Below are 17,619 nucleotides of genomic sequence, written 5' to 3'. Positions count from 1 at the left end.
ACAAATGAGTAAATCTAAGAACGAAAATTTAACAAAATATCTAGATAAAAATGTAGTGTATTTGTTTTTGGTAGTCTTTTTTATTTCAGGGAGTGCTTTGGCTTACAGGTATTACACAGATTTTCCTTGCGATCAAATTAATATTGATATTAAGGCCAACGACTATAGAGTAGGTGAGCTTATAAAATTTACAGACATTACGGAACAAGGTCAGAGTTGGGAGTGGGATTTTGGCGATAGTACCGACGTTTCTGTTACTAGTCAAGCTTTTCATATCTATAAAGAGCCTGGAGAATATAACGTTAGATTATTAGTAAATAATAGCTGCGAAAAAACAGAGACGATTATTATTAAAGAGAAAAAGTTTGTTTTAGACCCTACTAAAATTCCAAATTTAATTATACCAGATAGTATTACCGTAGGGCAAGAGTTAAAAGTTATAGATAACACAAAAAATGCTTACAGTTGGGAGTGGCGTTTTGGTGAAACCGCTAATGCCAATGCTACAACTAGATCTGCAACATATGTTTATGAAGAATCTGGTTTAAAAACCATAACATTAGTTGTTAATGGTGATATACAGCACATCGGTAAAAAAAGAATTCGGGTTTATGAGAAGGAAACACCAACTGCACAAATTGATGCTCCAATAATTGAACCAGAAAGGCCAATAGGTTGGGATATACCGTATGAGCCCGTTTTGGCTGATGATAAAAATGAAGAAGAGCAGTTGGAAAATATTGAAGTACCTTACATTAGCGAACCTGATTTAGAAAAAAGGCTTTACAAAGTGTCGGAAAGTAAAATTACCGAAAAAGAATTTTCGAACTATTTCTGTGGCGATGTTAATAAACCTATTGTTGTAAACGGAAGGAATACCACATTTTTGGTGTTCTGTCAAAAAATTAGAGGGAAAAGAATTAATATAAAACGATTAACTATTTTTAGAAACGATGGTTCGAATTGTATTAAAAATTTGAATATAGAATATAGCAGAAAAATTCTTTAAATTATGGAATCTAAATATAAGCATAGAGTAAATTGGGCAGATGGAATGAAAATTAATAAAGACCACTTTATTGATTTTGAAGATTCTTTAATGCAACAACTTATGTTGGTAAATAGTAATTTTATTCATCAAAATAACTTCGGTTTACTGCCTAATCCTGGAGATAGCGATTTACCTGTAAAACTTTCCGTTTCTATGGACGGACAAGAAAGTGTAATTGTTGTTGTAAATAAGTGTAATGCCGTTACTTTAGGTGGTTATCAAATAATAATTAATAAAGATATTAATGCATATTTGGAACAATCTGGGCACCTTATTAAAAGCAAATTTGCAATTAATAATGAAGATAGCGTTTGGTATATTGTACTTTCAGTAAATCCTTATAGTAGAATTCCAATTGGATATGCAAACCCAAACGAGGAACCTGCTAGAAAGCCGTTTGTTGTTGGTAAATATCAAATTTCATTACTTTCAGAACATCATATCAATAGCAAAGAAGTTGGGTTGAATAGTATAATATTAGGTAAAGTTATTATTGAAGATAACACGTCTACCTTAGTAGAAGATTTTATTCCACCATGTACCTCTATACAAAGTCATCCGGACTTACAGCACACCTTTGTAGAAGTGGGTGCTTTTTTTAATGCTATAGAATTATACTGTACGCAAGTTATTCAAAAAATACACCAAAAAAAGCAGGCAAACGATCTTGCTAAAATGGTTTTAGTACTATCTACAGATGTTTTAGCTTATTTAAGAGGTATAATTTCTACTTATCGTATTAATGATAAATACGCTTCACCTGTAGAGATGGTTATTAAACTTATTAATTTAGCTAGAACCATTAAAGGAAGTTTAGATATATATGCAGGTACAGGAAAAGAAGAGTTGTTAAACTACCTTACCGATTGGTGTGATGTAAATCAAGGAGCGTTTGAAAATGTTTTAAATGAAATGATTAGCTTAGAGTATATCCATACAGATGTTAATGCCTCTATTGAAAAAGCATCGTCGTTTACGGTACTCATGAATGCTTTATTTAAGAAGCTAAACGAATTAGAATACATTGGAAAAAAATCAGATTCTAATATCTTTGTAAAAGAAGATGTTATTGTTGAAGAGCAAGTTAAAAAACGACGCCGTTTTTTCATGGAATAAATCAAACGGAAATATACAAACTCAAATAAATTATCACGAATGAAACCAAAAAATGTTAAGGAGCGTAGATCAAGTTTTATCAAGTTTCTTCTATTATTCATATTAACTACAACAACTATTATGGTTGCTGTTTTCTTTAACTTTAGAGTACCTCAAAAAGAGAATGCATTATTAAAAGAACGCGCAAAAAATATGGAACGCGAAATGCAATTTCAAAAAACCTTTGCTTCAGAAATTGATGGCATTAAATCGATGATAGATTCTCTAGATATTCCTGGACAAAATGTATCTTTTATCAATAACTTAATAGGTAGTAAATTAGCAGACGTACAAACTACAATACCTCGCGAAGACTCAACATATCGTTATAATATGTATCTAGGTGTTATTGAAACTTTAGTGGATTTGCAGAAAGCAAAAAAAGAATTGCATGGTTTGGCTGATGCTAAAAGTAAAATTGAAGAGTATAAGGTGGCCTTAGAAAGTACAAGAAACGAACTAGAGCAAACTAAAAGAGATCGCGATATTTTAAGGCTTTCACAAAAGTAAATAACCTAAATACTTACATTAAAAAGGTTGCAGTTGGAGATTTAAAAACTTCAAATTAATTATTAATGTAAATAATGTATTTTTGTAAGTATTTTAGTCAAAGAGAATAAAATTTATTTTAAAATAAAAAAGATTAAACAAATGATTAAATTTTTTGGTAAACTATTATTCACATTGGTAGTATTATTCACTATTATAAATTGTAAAGGTCCTGAAGCTACTGTTGCTAATTCTAATGATGATATTGTGGTATCTTATGATTCCTTAATAGTAAAAACACCTTACTTACCTGTACAATTAGAGTACGCCAAATTATTGAATACCAAACCAGATTCTCTTCAAAACATTAAAATGTATACGTTTGTTGATAAATGGATGAATACACCATATTTACTAGGAGGAGAGACTAAAGAAGGTATAGATTGCTCATCGTTTACACAACTATTATTTATTGAAGTTTATGATAAGTATATAGAACGTACTGCGCAAAAGCAATTCGATTCGGAGCATATTGTTAAATTTAGAGGAAAAGAATTTTTAGAGGAAGGCGATTTTCTGTTTTTTAATAGTCCAAACGAACAACAACTTATTACCCATGTAGGAATTTACTTGAAAAACAATAAATTTATTAATGCAACCTCATACAGAGGACCGAGTGGTGCTAGCGGTGTTAAAATTTGCGATATCACTAATCCATTTTGGGAAAAACGATTTGTTGCAGGAGGTAAAAGAACCGATTTAGAATAATTTTCGTACATAGTTATAAGACGCGTAAGAATGACCAACCAACTCGATGCTGTTTATGAAGAGCTTTTAGAAGTCTATCACGACTTAAAGGCCGAAATTGTGGTGTCTGAAGTTGAAGAAAAAACGTCTATTCCAGAAGATAGTATTATAACATTAAATCAAAGTACTTTTAATAGGTCTTATAGAAGAGATATTGCAGAAGTTAAATTAGTCCAATATCAAAAAAATAAAGACGCATTACAATTAGATTTATCTCGAAACGGTATTTACGATTTACTGCCAGAGGGTGTTTTTCATAAAATTGATACCAAAAGGAGCTTGGCTTCTTTTGCATCAATAAGAAAACAGCAAAAAAAAGAAGAGCATGATGCTAGGCTTTTATTGGCTCCTATAGAAAACGAGTTATTTAGACAGCGCGTAGATATAGAAAAAAAAGAGAAATCTATAATTAAAAAGTTTTCTAATTTAGAAGATAGGTTTTTAATAGATTTTTGGAAAATAGATAATTCCATACCAAAAAAGTACGCTATTAAACTAGTGAGGTTATTGCCTTATGCACATCAAATTTCGGGAAATCTAGAATTGGTTTTTTTAAGTCTAAAAAAAATATTAGGTGTAGATGTTAACTACAAGAAAACATTTGAGTCTAAAAAAGTAAATATCGGTGGAGAATCAGAAGGACGGCTAGGGCAAGACTTTGTATTAGATCAGGAAACCTTAATCATACAACAACCAGTATTAAATGTAGAAATACAACTTAAAAAAAAGAGCGATGTGGCTCACTTTTTAGGTAAAAAAGGAATATTAAATTTTGTAGATATATTTTATAAGTTTTTTATACCAATAGAATATATGGTTAAAACAGAAGTTGAATTAAAACAAGAAAAAGAATTTATCTTAGATAAAGAAGTAGGTGCGTATTTAGGTATGTCTACTAGAATTTAATAATTATAAATGCTATGATGTCAAGTTTACTAAATGGAAACGTTTTAAAATTAAGTATAATTCTATTTATAGTGAGTTCTATACTTATGGTTTTAGTAAAAAAGGTACGTAAAGTATTCACTAAAAATAAAGTACAAGCCATTGTTTATGTTTTAGTGTTAGCCTTATTATTTGGGTTAACCGGGCTGCTTGGATATTACAAAATTTTAGATAACTCGCCTACTAATAGCTTTATTGCTATAGAGATTATTATATTTTTATTAGGTATAGGTCACATTTTTGTGTTGCGTAGTTTCTTTAGTGAATTGTCGGAAAACAAAAATGAATTTTTCGGTGAGTTTATTATAACCTTAGCGTTTTTAGGGATCGCTTTATTGGCCTTTACGCAAGTAATTAGTAGGTTTAGAGAACCTTTTGTTTTAACATATCTTGCAGTAGGCTTTGCTTTTATTATACCGTTATTAGTATTAAAAACATACGAATTTGCATTATCAATACCTGTTCCTGTTTATAAAAAATGGTTTTATCCTTTAAATGAAAATATTAAAGATCCAACGAGTAACGAATTAAGCAACCCTATCGTTATTAGTTTTGAGTTTAAAAAGAAGTTTGGCGATAAGGATATGAGCCGTTTTAAAGTAAAGGCACCAGAACATATGGAGTTTGGTAAACTTTTTTACTTTTTTGTAGATGATTATAATGCGTTACACCCAGAACGTAAAATTGAAGTTTTAGGTGAAAATAACGAATTAGCAGGCTGGATTTTTTACTTCAAACCACATTGGTGGAGTGCTCTTCGACATATCGATGCCAACAAAACCATAGAGTGGAATGGAATACGAGAAGAAAATAATATTATTGTTCAACGTTTAAAGGTTTAAGCAATCTTAAAAATTAAAAATAGAATTTATGTCATTTTTATCAAAATTGGTCATCGGAAGCGATGAAATGAACGTGCTAGATTGCACATTCGAATTTTCTCAAGGTGCAGATTATAACGGAAGACCTGCGGAAAAAACAAGAGGCGGACAAATTAAACTACTAATAGAATCGACTTCTAAAACAGATTTTTTAGATTGGGCTATTTCTCCCGATATGGTTAAAAACGGCGTAATTACTTTTTATAAAAGAGAAAATATGGCCAGTTTAAAAAAAGTAGAATTTAAAAATGCCTATTGTTTACATTATAAAGAGCATTTTAATGCTATAGACGACCGTGCTATGCAAACCCAAATAGTAATTTCGGCAAAGGAGATTACCATAAAAGATACAACGTTTACAAATAACTGGCCAGAGAAAGCTTAAATTATAGCAATATGGGTAAAATAAAATCTAAACTTGAACGGAAAAAGGAAATACAGGATATGTATGACGTTTACGTAAATGCTTGGGGTGGTTATGCAGATGAACCTAAAGAAGCTCCCGTAGTTGAGATTATAGAGGGAATAGCTAAAGATGTAGGCTTACCTCCTTCATATTTATTTACTATAGCCACAGGTGAAGGTTTGGGTTGGATTTATTTAAGTGATTTAAAAAACTATAAAAATGGAAAAGTAATTACAGATAAAAAAATTAGTGGTTTTCAAAATTTTGGTTTAGATTTTTTTGGCAACCCTAAAGAGTGGCCAAACTTAAAAAAGTATTTACCTAAAACCTACAATGAAGGAGATGAATTTGTAAGCATTGCAGAAAAACGAGATGAAGCTTATGGCAAAGAAACGGTATATAGTGCAGATTTTAAAAACCTAGAAAGCTCTATATGGGCCATGGCTGCCGTTTTAAAGCAAAGAGCAGACCGGTTTGAGAGAGATTGGAACGAATTGAATTATATAAAACCAACAGAAGATGAATGGGCATTTTGGACCTATTTTTATTACCAAAGACCTGAATTAGCTTTTCAGAGAATAAAAGAGTTAAAAAGTTACGATATTTTCTATTTGAAAACATCAGATAGAACTAAAATAAGAACCAAAGCCTTAGAAAGAGTGGCTGCTTGGAGGTATATTCAATATTATAATATTTTTTCAACATGAAAAGCGTATTTACTATAGTTATCATACTTTTTACCAGTTTAAATTTCTGTGGAACAAAAGATGGTGAAACATCTTCTAGGACAAACCTTAATGAAGATGTTCTTATTTTAAGAAAACTTCACGACGATTATATACAAAAGAGATCACAACACAATGATGGTGGTAATGCACTATTTACTTTTGAAGAAAAGTTAAAAGAAATTCTAGAAAATTCACACTACATCAATAACGACTTATATAAAGCACTAAGTAAAAATGATTTCTTTTTAGTTAAATCTGAAGATGATAAGCTGATTTTTATTTATTGGGAAATCATTGACTATGGCTGTCATCATTCATACAAATCTTTATATAGATATAGTGATGAAGATAGTTTGTTTGTAGATTACTTTGCTGGTAAAGCAAATATTGAGTTCTCAGAAGATAATGGCGCACACCCATATAAAGTGCATAAACTAAACGATAGCACATATTTAACATTTAACACACAATTGGTTTGTTCATCTAGTAGGCTTTTGTCATCTAAAGTTATTTGTTTTAATAATGAATCTAAAGGTATTTGCTTAGATTGTTTTGAAAATTCCGATGGTTTATACGCAAGTGTAGGAAGGCGAGATACATTAAGTTTAAAATTTGATACGGTAACTAAAGAACTATTTTACCCAGAACTTACGCCATTAATTCACGAAGGAGAAGATACTGGGATTCTGAAAACGACAGGTAAATACAAGAAATTAGTTTATCGTGAAGGTAAATTTATAAAAAATTAAAAAAATATAACTATGGCATTACAATCCGTTACAGAAATTTTTATTGGAAGTACCGCTATTACCTCATTTAAGCGTTTTGTTTTAGATCAAGGTATTAATGCGCACCATTTTTTAAATTTGGAATGCAGAACCGATGTGCTAGAAAATTTAGAAGGAGAGATTTCTAATAGTACAAAAAACTATTTGGGAGAAACGCTAACACTACAAGTAAGTTCTCTAAGTGATTTTTCTGGTTATAAAACGTTAGAATTTAAAGGTGTTGTTACCTCGGTAGCCAATAAGCGCGGATATAATAACGAAAATATTGTAACGATTAAAGCAGAAAGCCCAACGGTTTTATGTGATGATGGCCCACATTATAATTCCTTTTTAGACAAAAGTTTATCACACATTATTGCACTTACTTTACAGGGGTATGATACCTCAAAACTTAGCGCTATAATGAATCCGCAAAACAGTGCGCCTTTGCATTATAGTGTACAACATAAGGAAAGTAATTGGCGTTATGCAAGCCGTTTAGCTATGCAATACAGTGAGTGGTTGTACTATGATGGTAAAAAACTTATTTTCGGACAACCAGAAGATGGAGAAGATGTTGTTTTAACATACGGGCACGATTTACATGGGTTCTCATTAGATTTAGTGCCACTTCCTAACAATTTTAATTACTTCACCAACGACTACCTTACCGATGAAAAGCATGAGAAAAAAACATCGGAAGTAAGTACAGGCTCTACCGGATATAGTAGTTTTACAAGCGAACGCGGTAACGCACTTTATGCTAAAGAAACCAATGTTTGGGTAAACGGGTTTAACGATCCAGGACTTAAACAACGGATGGATACCCATGTAGAACAACAGAAAAAAGCTGTAGAAACCCAACAAGTAAGAATGAAGGGTGATAGTGATAATCCTGGTGTAGGCATTGGAAAAATAATAGACATACAAGGTGAAAATGCAAGTCATGGCAGATACCGTGTTATAAAAGTACGCCATAGTAATAACGAAAACGGACAATACCATAATACATTCGAGGCGCTAAGTGCAGATATGGATGTATTTCCAGATACAAATTTTGAAGCTATACCAAAAAGTGACACGCAAACAGCGGTTGTTATGGAAAACTCAGATCCAGATGGCTTAGCACGTGTAAAAGTGCAATTCCCGTGGCAAAAATCATCAGGAGTAACTACGCCATGGATTCGTGTGGTAACACCACATGGTGGTGGTGATAAAGGCTTTCATTTTATACCAGAAGTAGGCGAGGAAGTTTTAGTTGGTTTTGAAGGTGCGAATGCAGAACGTCCTTATATGCTAGGAAGTTTATATAATGGGAATGGTAAAGCAGAATCGTGGAAAACAGAGAAGAATGATATCAAAGCTATAAAAACACGTAGTGGCCATACTTTATCTTTTTCTGATGAAGCAGGAAAAGAAACCATAACTATTTTAGATAGTAGTGGAAATAGTATCATATTGGATACTTCAAAATCTGAAATAACAATTAGTGCTCCTAAAAAAATTACATTATCATCAGAAGAAATAGAAATAAAGGCTTCTAAAAAAGTGTTTATAGAAGGAACAAATAATGTAGAAATTAAATCGCAAGAGATCCTGTCTGACGGTAGTACCAAAAACACATTAAAAAGTGCTTCTCAAGTAAATGTGGAGTCGCCAAATACCAATATAAAGGGTGATACCATGTTGAAATTAGAAGGTGCAACTACTAATATTGATGGTACAGCAATGACAAATGTTAAAGGAGGTATGTTGAACTTGAATTGTAGTTAATGAGTAGAGAGCACAATCCAATAGCACGATTAATTACTCAAATTCAACAGAAATGGGTAAATGATATTGCCGATTATCCAGAGATACAACTTATTAGATGGTTAATAAAACCAGATCAAAAAAGGTTGTATAAAGGATTCTTAAAACTAGAGTCTAGCGAACATGGTAGTTTACCATGTATACCGGTAGTTTTGCTTACACCTTTCAATGATATAGATAAACATAGCAGGTCGCTAGTAAATGATTGGATAGAGAGTTTTAAAAATGATAAAGACATACAAAAGGCAATAGCTAATAATGATTTTGCATTTGATTGGGATGTTGAACTTTATGAAAACAAATTAAAAGATTCAGAAAATGATGATGTGTTGCTTTTAGAAATGCTAGAATCGTTTCAAAAAGCCATACCAGATAATGAGTTACCATTAGTACTTTCTCTTTTTCCTAACGCTGTACAAAGAGAAAAAGATTATAAAAAATGGTTAGATAAACTAGTAAGTATCGGTTTACCTAAACATGTTAAGATCATGCTTTTTGACGACGTTAATGCTAGAGATTTTGATGATGTTATGGAGAAGTATTCAACTATTTCAAAATCATTATCTGTTCCTTTGGATTTAGACGGTGCCATAAATAAACTAGCGACTATGGGGAACCCTAACGATCCTGAAGTTAAGTTTAGGTCTTGTTTAATAGAAATGGGGAATAGCGTTAGTAAAAACGATTTGTCTCGTTTACATAAATGGGGAAATAAAGGCTTAGAAGTTACAAAAGTAACAGGGAATAAATCTACTTATGCTACTGCGCATGTAGTGTATGCAGGCTATTTATTTAATTTTAAAGAGTTTGAAATGGTAGATAATTTGTTGCAAAAAGGAATGGCTTTGGCAAAGCAAGGCCTTTTAGGAGGCGATAAAATATGCGAACCTATTATTGTTCAAAATTATGGCTTACAAGCTAGTAGTAAGCAATTACAAAAACAAAAAAATGAAGCTGTAACGCTATTTTGCAAGCAAGCCGATGCGGCAATACAGTATAATTTAGGCGCACAAGCTTTATCTGCTTGGTGGTTGGCATATAGTGTTATAAAGAAAAAAGACAAAGCGAAATATGAGCTTATTGTTGTTAAAGCATATCATTATGGAACATCATTACCTAAAGATGTTTTAAAAGCAACATGTATGAATTTTATAAGTGCCGATTGTTACACCATACACGAAAACAAAAGGGATTTAAAAACATGCGAAGACATTGATATATTTATGAGAGAGCTAGATGGTGTTACTTGGAGAGAAAATATAGAAGAGAAACGTAAAGAAATGGAAAAAAGGAAACTAACATTACTAAATTGGTTTTAAACTATGCTACCTGCAAATAAACATTTTACCCCAGTAATAGGTGTCGATATTCATATCGTTATTGTTCCACCAGGAGTTCCTGTGCCAATACCTCACCCTTATATTGGTTTAGTAATAGACCCTATAGATTATGTGCCTTACGTTGGTTCTACCATAAATGTAAATGGTGTACCAAAGGGAAATAGTGGTACCGCAGGTATGTTGGGTATAAAAAAACATATTCCTTTAGGTGGCGCATTTGCAATGATGCCAATGATTGCGCACGAATCTATTAACTTTTTTGGGAGTACAAAAGTAAGTGCAGAAGATGCCTTCTTTAGTCCTGCAGGATATATGTTAATGACTTGTAGTGATATAGGTATGCCAATAACACCTCCAAACATGTTTTTACCAACATCGGCAACTATACCGTTACCAGGAGGGAAACCAGTTATAGTTGGCGGTCCTTATGCTCCCGATTTAATGGGAGCTTTAATGGGAGCTCTTATGAGTTTAGGTTTTGGTAAGCTAATGAAGGTTGCAGGTAAACTTGGTAAAAAAGCAGGAGGGAAACTATTAAAAGGAATAAACCATAAGGTTTTAAAAAAGTTTGATGCTACACAAGGTTTAAGTGATAAACTCTGTAAAAAAGGTTTTGAACCAGTAGATTTGGTAACAGGCCGTATGATTTATGATGGGGAAGATTTTCATTTAGCCGGATCTCTTCCAATACATTGGGAACGTAATTGGTATTCAGATTCTACTTACCAAGGTATGTTAGGCCATGGTATGCATTCTAATTACGACTTAGCGTTGCATATTGTTCAAGAAGAAGACACTATAGTTATGCGTTTGCCAGACGGTAGAGTAACTAGTTTTCCTTGGTTGGTAGCCGAAAACGAGGAAGCTTATAACCGAAACGAGAAGCTAACCTTATATTGCATAAACGGTAAAACCTATAAAGTTAAAAATCACGAAACACAACAAACATATACTTTTTCAAAAGTTGGTGACAATTTGTATAAGCCAACCCAATTAGAAAACACCGATGGGTTTACTATAAGTTTCTCTTATAATGCGGTACAACAGCTAGAGCGTATTACAGACAGTGCAGGTAGAATTTTAAATTTAGACTTAGATGCTGCTGGTAGAATTATAGAAGTAAGCGCACGCCATGGCGGACAAATACGTACTCTTATTGCTTATCGCTATAACGAAGCGGGAGACATGACGCATATTATAGATGCTCTAGGTAAAGCTACCGTAATGGAATATAATAACCATTTAATGGTTAAAAAAACCGACCGTAATGGGCAAGCCTTTTATTGGGAATACGATGGCGATAAAACAGGAGCCAAATGTATAAAAACCTGGGGAGATGATAATATTTTGTCCGGTACATTAGAATACCACAAAGGGTATAATATAATAACAGACTCATTAGGAAGAGAAAGCATTTACTATTTCAATAGCGATAATTTATGCACGCAAGTCACCGATCCGTTAGGAGATAGTATACACCATGAGTATACCGAATTTGGAGAAATTTATAGAGATATAGATGAAGAAGGAAACCTAACAGGTTATAGTTATGATGAGCGCGGTAATTTAACTGCGCTAATTCAACCAGATGGTACTGTGGTAAGCTTTGTTTACGATAATAATGATAGGCAAGTATTAACCCAATACCCCAAAGGAGGTTCTGTAATAAAAACCTTTAACGAGCAAGGCCAACTGCATACCGTTATAGGTTTAGATAGTGGTGTTACCGCATTTACCTATAATGAAAATGGTTTAATTAAAGAAGTAAGAGATAATGCAGGTAATATAACCGTTTTAGATTATGATAAAGATTATAATCTAACAAAAATGACCTTACCAAATGGAGCCATTTCTACTTGGAAATATGATAGTTGGGGACGTTGCCTAGAAACTCAAAATGCCGAAAACCATAAACAAAATTTCTTTTACGATGCTTTAGATCGTATTAACAAAGTTCATCAAGCAGATAGTAATAGTATACACTTAAAATATAATGCTTATGATGAGGTTATCCAAACAAAAGATCAGTATAATCGTAAAATAAATTTCGATTACACTCCAATGGGGAGTTTAAAAACAAGAGAAGAAAACGGTAGAGAAGTCCGTTTTAAATACAATACCGAAGAGCAACTTGTACAAATTGCAAACGAGCATGATGAGTATTATATGTTTGGGCGTAATGAAAAAGGAGATATTGTAACCGAAATAGGTTTCGATGGACTTACAAGGCAATATAACCGTGATCGTGCCGGTAAGGTATTGCGAGTAAAACGACCAGATGAAAAATACACGGAGTACGAATACGATTTAAACGGCCGTATAGTACGTGCCGAACATAGCGATGGTACATGGGAAACCTATAGTTATGATGCAGATGGTAGTTTAATAGAAGCCGTAAACCAACACTCACAAGTAACTTTAGAACGCGACCAAACCGGTAAAGTAATTAGCGAAACCCAAGACGGACACAAAGTACAAAGTAAGTACGATGCTTTAGGCAATAGAGTACAAATAAGCAGTAGTTTAGGGGCTAATACCACCATAAACCGTAACAAACTTGGGCAAGTAGAGCATATGTCTGCTTCTGTTTCACAAAATAAAGAAGTAGAAACTAAGGCAAGCTTACCATGGCAAGCTCAGTTTACCTATAACAGTATAGGTATGGAGGTAGAGCGTGCTTTACCTGGCGGTGTGGTTAATAGCATAACGTATGATAGTGCAGGACGACCAGTAAAACAAAAAGTAACGGCCCATAGTAAAGAAACGCGTCATCGTACCTATGCATGGAATGTTAACGATCGTTTATCAAAAATGGTAGACGAATTAACTAATGGTGCAGTAACTTATGGTTATGATGCTTTTAATAATTTGGCAAGTGCCCGTTATGAAAATCAACAATTTGATTACAAACTCCCAGACGAGGTTGGTAATTTATACAGAAGCAAAGGTAAAGGCGATAGAAAATATGGTACCGGAGGCCAGCTACTAGAAGCAGATGGAAACCAATATAAATACGATAAAGAAGGAAATTTAATTACTAAAATAACAAATAAAGGCAACTGGAATTATACTTGGTATGGTAACGGTATGCTTAAAAGTGTTAATGACCCTAAAAACAAAAAAACAGAGTATGAGTATGATGCATTAGGGCGCCGTACAGCAAAAATAAGTATAGAAGGCAACTCTGAGTTTATTACAGAATCGCTTAAAAAAGGAACAATAACACGTTTTGTTTGGGATGGTAATGTACCGCTACACGAATGGCAATACAACCTTAGCGACAGACCAAAATTAGCAGTAGATGAGTTTGGTATGCTTACCGAAAGCGATCCAGAACCTATAAAAAACTTAATTACTTGGGTCTTCGATGAAGGCACATTTAAACCATCGGCTAAAATTACAGAAGAAGACACCTATTCTATTATTACAGATTACTTAGGTACACCGGTAGAAATGTATAATTCTGAAGGAAAAAAAATATGGTCTGTAGAGTATGATATTTACGGAAAAGTTCGTAAACTTGCTATAGGTTCATTGGAAGATTGTCCTTTTAGGTATCAAGGGCAGTATGAGGATGTGGAAACTGGGTTGTATTATAACAGATTTAGGTATTATTCTGCGGATGAAGGTGTTTATATAAGTCAGGATCCGATTGGGCTGGAAGGAAATAACCCAAATCTCTATGCGTATGTGTACGATAGTAATTCTCAATTTGATCCTTTAGGATTAGATTGTCAAGTACACCATATTATACCACAAGCAGTATATAAATTTTTCAAAAAGGATTTGAAGGAAATTAAAGGCTATGTTCAAGCAGCTAGTCATAGAGGTGCAAAAAACAGAAAAAATCTTATCGATTTAGAAACTCCATTTCATGGAAATCACCCTAAATATAATGATTATGTTAAAGGTCGAATTCAAAAGTTAAAAGATGCGGATATACTTGATTTAGATAATGTATCTAACTTACAAAAGGACTTAAGAAGTAAGATAAGTGATGCAAAAGAATCTGGGAAAACATTGAATGAATACTTTGGAGGTTTATTATAAATAATATGTATTATAAAGTAAAAATATCATCAGACCCAAAAATAATTGGTGTCAATAACGGGGTTTATCAAGTTGAAATAAAACCAAAAACTTCATTTGAAGGAAAGATAGAAGAAAAAAAATTTGATGATTATTTCGATAAACCATTAAGTTATTTTAGAAGTAATAAATACAAGCCTATTGATAAAAAAGAGGTTAAGACTATTACTTTTATTCCTTTGAAAAAAGCTAAAGAGACAGATTTTGTTTCCTATAGCCCTAATGTAAATGCTATGTTGGGTTTGTTTTCTGATAATTTGATGACAATAATTTCAGAATTTAAATTACCAAGTTTGATAAAAATAGATGCCTTAATAAAGGGGTTTAAAAAGAAGTATTTTTTTGTGGGTTTACCTATACTTGATATGGGTATTATAGATTTTTCTAATAGTACTTTTTCTGTATTAAAGAGCGGTGAAATTTTAAGTTTAAATAATAAAGAAGAATATATTGAAAAAGTTATTATTAATGATTTGTATCGTTCTAGTAAATTAATGTTAAAAGAAAATATAGATTTTGATATGTTTTATTTACAATCAGAAGGATTGTTTTTCTCTAAAAATTTAATTTCTAAATTGGAAAAAGAAGGAATTACGGGTTTAGAAATAAAGAGTACAAGTTTAGTAATCAAACCCAGCAACTAAGAAATACCCCTCGTGCGGCATATCCGTAACCCACTTGTGCGACATATCCGTAATCTCCTCGTTCGCCATATCCGTAACTCTGGCGCACTCCCCTCGCGCACCATATCCGTAACCCTGGCGCACTTCTGTGAAGTGTGTCTATTTTTTTTTAGTATTTGCAATGCAATTTATTATCTTTAAACAATGTCTCAGAGATATAATGTTATAGATAGTACTGTTCCAACATTTGTGACACTAACAATAATTGATTGGGTAGATTTATTTATTCGACCCCCTCGCGCGACATATCCGTTACTCTGGCTCACTTCTGTGAAGTGTGTCTATTTTTTTTTAGCATTTGCAATGCAATTTATTATCTTTAAACAATGTCTCAGAGATATAAAGTTATAGATAGTACCGTTCCAACATTTGTGACAATAACAATAATTGATTGGGTAGATTTATTTATTCGACCAACCTATTTTAAAACCCTTCGGTTAAAGTACATGCTCTATGGTAATTTGAAATAGGAAAACAATTAGTCTCGCTTTACAAAAGCGCGCCAGGTTCTGTGATTATAGATGTGGCACGAGTGGATATTTACGGAAATATCCGTAATATTGGAGGTAGTAAAACGTTCATACCTTTTAGATATCAGGGGCAGTATGAGGATGTAGAAACAGGGTTGTATTATAATCGATTTAGGTATTATTCGCCTGATAGTGGAACTTATATTTCGCAAGATCCGATTGGATTAGCAGGTAGTAATCAGAATTTTTACGCGTATGTTCCAGATAGTAATAGTTGGATTGATCCATTTGGGTTGGATTGTTCAAGAACTGTAAATGACACCAAAATTTTTGGTAAAGGACAGAAAACCGGCCCTGGTCACGCACTTCTTTCTGAATTATTGGCTAATAAAATGGCAATGTCTGGAAAATTTAAAGAAATTCACTTAAACAGGTCTTATAAGTCAATTACAGGTGTTGCCACAAGTCCAAACAGGTTACCTGATGTTAGTGGTGTAGATTTAAATGGAAAAGTTCACGCTATTGAAATTGCTTCTGATTTAGATATGAGGAGTGCATCAAATTATAACAAACTAACTTCACGAAATCAAGTAGCTCAAAGTCAGTTGCCTAAAAATATGCAAGGAAGTATTACTATTTTGGATAAACCATACGATGCAAGTACCGTTAAATCTGTAATGGACAATTTAATAAATGGAATATAAATGATAAATACGCCAAAATATTTACACCATAAGGTTAAAAAAATTGAAAAATTGACTGGTTATGAAAAAAATAGTTGGTTTGAAAAAAATGATTTAAATTTTAAATTTGTTGTTAATGATATAGAACAATTTAAAATCTCGTTTTATGGTACACAGATTGACGAATATATTGTGAATGAAGATTATAAACCATTGGTTGTTTTTGCTACAGATTTTAATGGACTTGAACATATTTTATTTGATGGAAGATTTCACGGTTTTGAAGGACTTTTAATAGAGGATTTTACAAAAATTGAATTCGATAAAAAAATAGATTACAGTCCTAACAAAGAGTTTGAAGTGTTTTTATGGTTTAATTATAATGTTGATATAAATGACGAATACCCAAATGGTGATACAATAGAATTAGTAAATGGAGAGGTAACAAAAAAAGAAGATGTTAAAGATTTACTATTTGATTCTTTTGGAATAATTTTGAAGGATTCTAACGGAATTTTCTATAACGTTATCGAAATGGAATTGAATTGATATTTCAAATAAAAAAATAAAAAGCAACCGTTATGGTTGTTTTTTGCCCCCGCTGGTGCGAGCGTCTCGCTCGTTCATATACAGTTTGGAATACACAAATAAAACAAAAAACCACAGTCTATAAATTAGGTTGTGGTTTTATATTTTAGGGTTTCCAAAGCTTGGCAACACCTTTATCAATAAGGTAGTCGGATATATTGGTGTTGTTATAGGTTACTTCGGCAATGTAGCGCGCGTATTGGTCTCTATTTTGTTTGGCGGTGGTAATGGTAATGGTAATGGTAGACCCATCAGGGCAAAACTTCCTAGAAACCGCTCTTGCGTGTTTGGCTTGGCGTTCACGGTAGGCAACATTGGTACGCATCTCTGGGGCATCAATACGAGCAAGTCTTATTTTTTGTTTGGTCTGTACATAAAACCCTAAATCTATAATTACCCATAGGGTATCACCGTCTATCCAGTCTATAACTTCCCCCCGCTAGCGCTCGTTTGTAACGAGTGCCGTACCGAGTAAGTTCTACAAAAGCATTAAAAATAAAAGCTATCTATTCATTTAGGTAGCTTTTTGTGTTTTTAAGGTATGAGTAGAAAGTATAAATTTCATAATCCAACAGCGGCATATTCTGTTTCGTTTGCAACAGTATATTGGGTAGATGTATTTACCAGGCCCTCGCGCGCCATATCCGTAACTCTGGCGCACTTCTGTGAAGTGTGTCTAATTTTCTTTAGCATTTGCAATGCAATTTATTATCTTTAAACACTGT

General features: G+C 32.9%; 16 protein-coding genes. 15 read left to right on the top strand and 1 reads right to left on the bottom strand.

From position 1 onward, the window contains the following. Window positions 1-4 precede the first annotated feature (4 nt). The 15 genes from DFQ06_RS05390 to DFQ06_RS05315 all read left to right on the top strand — a co-directional run bounded on the left by DFQ06_RS05390 (window position 5) and on the right by DFQ06_RS05315 (window position 16,855). Window positions 5-1,009 (top strand): PKD domain-containing protein, encoded by a 1,005-nt coding sequence (locus DFQ06_RS05390; RefSeq protein WP_133966495.1) that lies wholly within the window; start codon window positions 5-7, stop codon window positions 1,007-1,009. Window positions 1,010-1,012: 3 nt separating this feature from the next. Continuing rightward, window positions 1,013-2,167, top strand: coding sequence for a hypothetical protein (locus tag DFQ06_RS05385; protein WP_133966493.1), 1,155 nt, complete (start codon window positions 1,013-1,015; stop codon window positions 2,165-2,167). 39 nt (window positions 2,168-2,206) lie between these two features. Then, window positions 2,207-2,716, top strand: a complete 510-nt coding sequence (tssO, locus tag DFQ06_RS05380) for a type VI secretion system TssO (protein WP_042501681.1) — start codon at window positions 2,207-2,209, stop codon at window positions 2,714-2,716. 141 nt (window positions 2,717-2,857) lie between these two features. Next, entirely contained in the window at window positions 2,858-3,463 is a 606-nt protein-coding gene (locus tag DFQ06_RS05375) for a C40 family peptidase (protein ID WP_052415554.1), read from the top strand. A 30-nt stretch (window positions 3,464-3,493) separates the two neighbouring features. Next, entirely contained in the window at window positions 3,494-4,408 is a 915-nt protein-coding gene (locus DFQ06_RS05370) for a hypothetical protein (RefSeq protein ID WP_133966491.1), read from the top strand. A 14-nt stretch (window positions 4,409-4,422) separates the two neighbouring features. Further along, on the top strand, window positions 4,423-5,289 hold the full coding sequence (locus DFQ06_RS05365) for a TssN family type VI secretion system protein (protein WP_133966490.1): 867 nt from the start codon (window positions 4,423-4,425) through the stop codon (window positions 5,287-5,289). Between the two features lie 28 nt (window positions 5,290-5,317). Continuing rightward, window positions 5,318-5,713: a type VI secretion system tube protein TssD gene (gene tssD / locus DFQ06_RS05360; protein ID WP_133966489.1), complete on the top strand. Its 396-nt coding sequence runs from the start codon at window positions 5,318-5,320 to the stop codon at window positions 5,711-5,713. 11 nt (window positions 5,714-5,724) lie between these two features. Next, the gene (locus tag DFQ06_RS05355; protein WP_074935580.1) at window positions 5,725-6,441 is read left to right on the top strand and encodes a hypothetical protein; all 717 of its coding nucleotides are present in this window, start codon (window positions 5,725-5,727) and stop codon (window positions 6,439-6,441) included. Next, window positions 6,438-7,211, top strand: coding sequence for a hypothetical protein (locus tag DFQ06_RS05350; protein WP_133966487.1), 774 nt, complete (start codon window positions 6,438-6,440; stop codon window positions 7,209-7,211). The genes DFQ06_RS05355 and DFQ06_RS05350 overlap by 4 nt, the downstream gene beginning before the upstream one ends. Before the next feature lie 12 nt (window positions 7,212-7,223). Next, entirely contained in the window at window positions 7,224-9,002 is a 1,779-nt protein-coding gene (locus DFQ06_RS05345) for a type VI secretion system Vgr family protein (RefSeq protein WP_133966486.1), read from the top strand. Then, window positions 9,002-10,360 carry a hypothetical protein gene (locus DFQ06_RS05340; RefSeq protein WP_133966484.1) on the top strand — a complete coding sequence of 453 codons (1,359 nt, stop codon included), beginning with the start codon at window positions 9,002-9,004 and terminating at the stop codon, window positions 10,358-10,360. The genes DFQ06_RS05345 and DFQ06_RS05340 overlap by 1 nt, the downstream gene beginning before the upstream one ends. A gap of 3 nt (window positions 10,361-10,363) precedes the next feature. Continuing rightward, complete coding sequence (locus DFQ06_RS05335) at window positions 10,364-14,431, top strand: DUF6531 domain-containing protein (protein WP_133966483.1); 4,068 nt, start codon at window positions 10,364-10,366, stop codon at window positions 14,429-14,431. A gap of 5 nt (window positions 14,432-14,436) precedes the next feature. Then, window positions 14,437-15,114, top strand: coding sequence for a hypothetical protein (locus tag DFQ06_RS05330; protein WP_133966482.1), 678 nt, complete (start codon window positions 14,437-14,439; stop codon window positions 15,112-15,114). 550 nt (window positions 15,115-15,664) lie between these two features. Next, entirely contained in the window at window positions 15,665-16,327 is a 663-nt protein-coding gene (locus DFQ06_RS05320; protein ID WP_235833489.1) for an RHS repeat-associated core domain-containing protein, read from the top strand. Further along, a complete protein-coding gene (locus tag DFQ06_RS05315; protein ID WP_133966477.1) occupies window positions 16,328-16,855 on the top strand; it encodes a hypothetical protein in 528 nt (175 codons plus the stop codon). A gap of 145 nt (window positions 16,856-17,000) precedes the next feature. Here DFQ06_RS05315 and DFQ06_RS05310 read toward each other — a convergent pair whose 3' ends face one another. Next, on the bottom strand, window positions 17,001-17,249 hold the full coding sequence (locus tag DFQ06_RS05310; RefSeq protein ID WP_262709879.1) for a thermonuclease family protein: 249 nt from the start codon (window positions 17,247-17,249) through the stop codon (window positions 17,001-17,003). Between the last annotated feature and the right edge of the window lie 370 nt (window positions 17,250-17,619).

Source organism: Algibacter lectus (assembly GCF_004368925.1).
GTDB lineage: Bacteria > Bacteroidota > Bacteroidia > Flavobacteriales > Flavobacteriaceae > Algibacter > Algibacter lectus.
The sequence above is the reverse complement of the archived record's forward strand: the minus strand, read 5'-3'. Positions and strand labels throughout refer to the sequence as shown.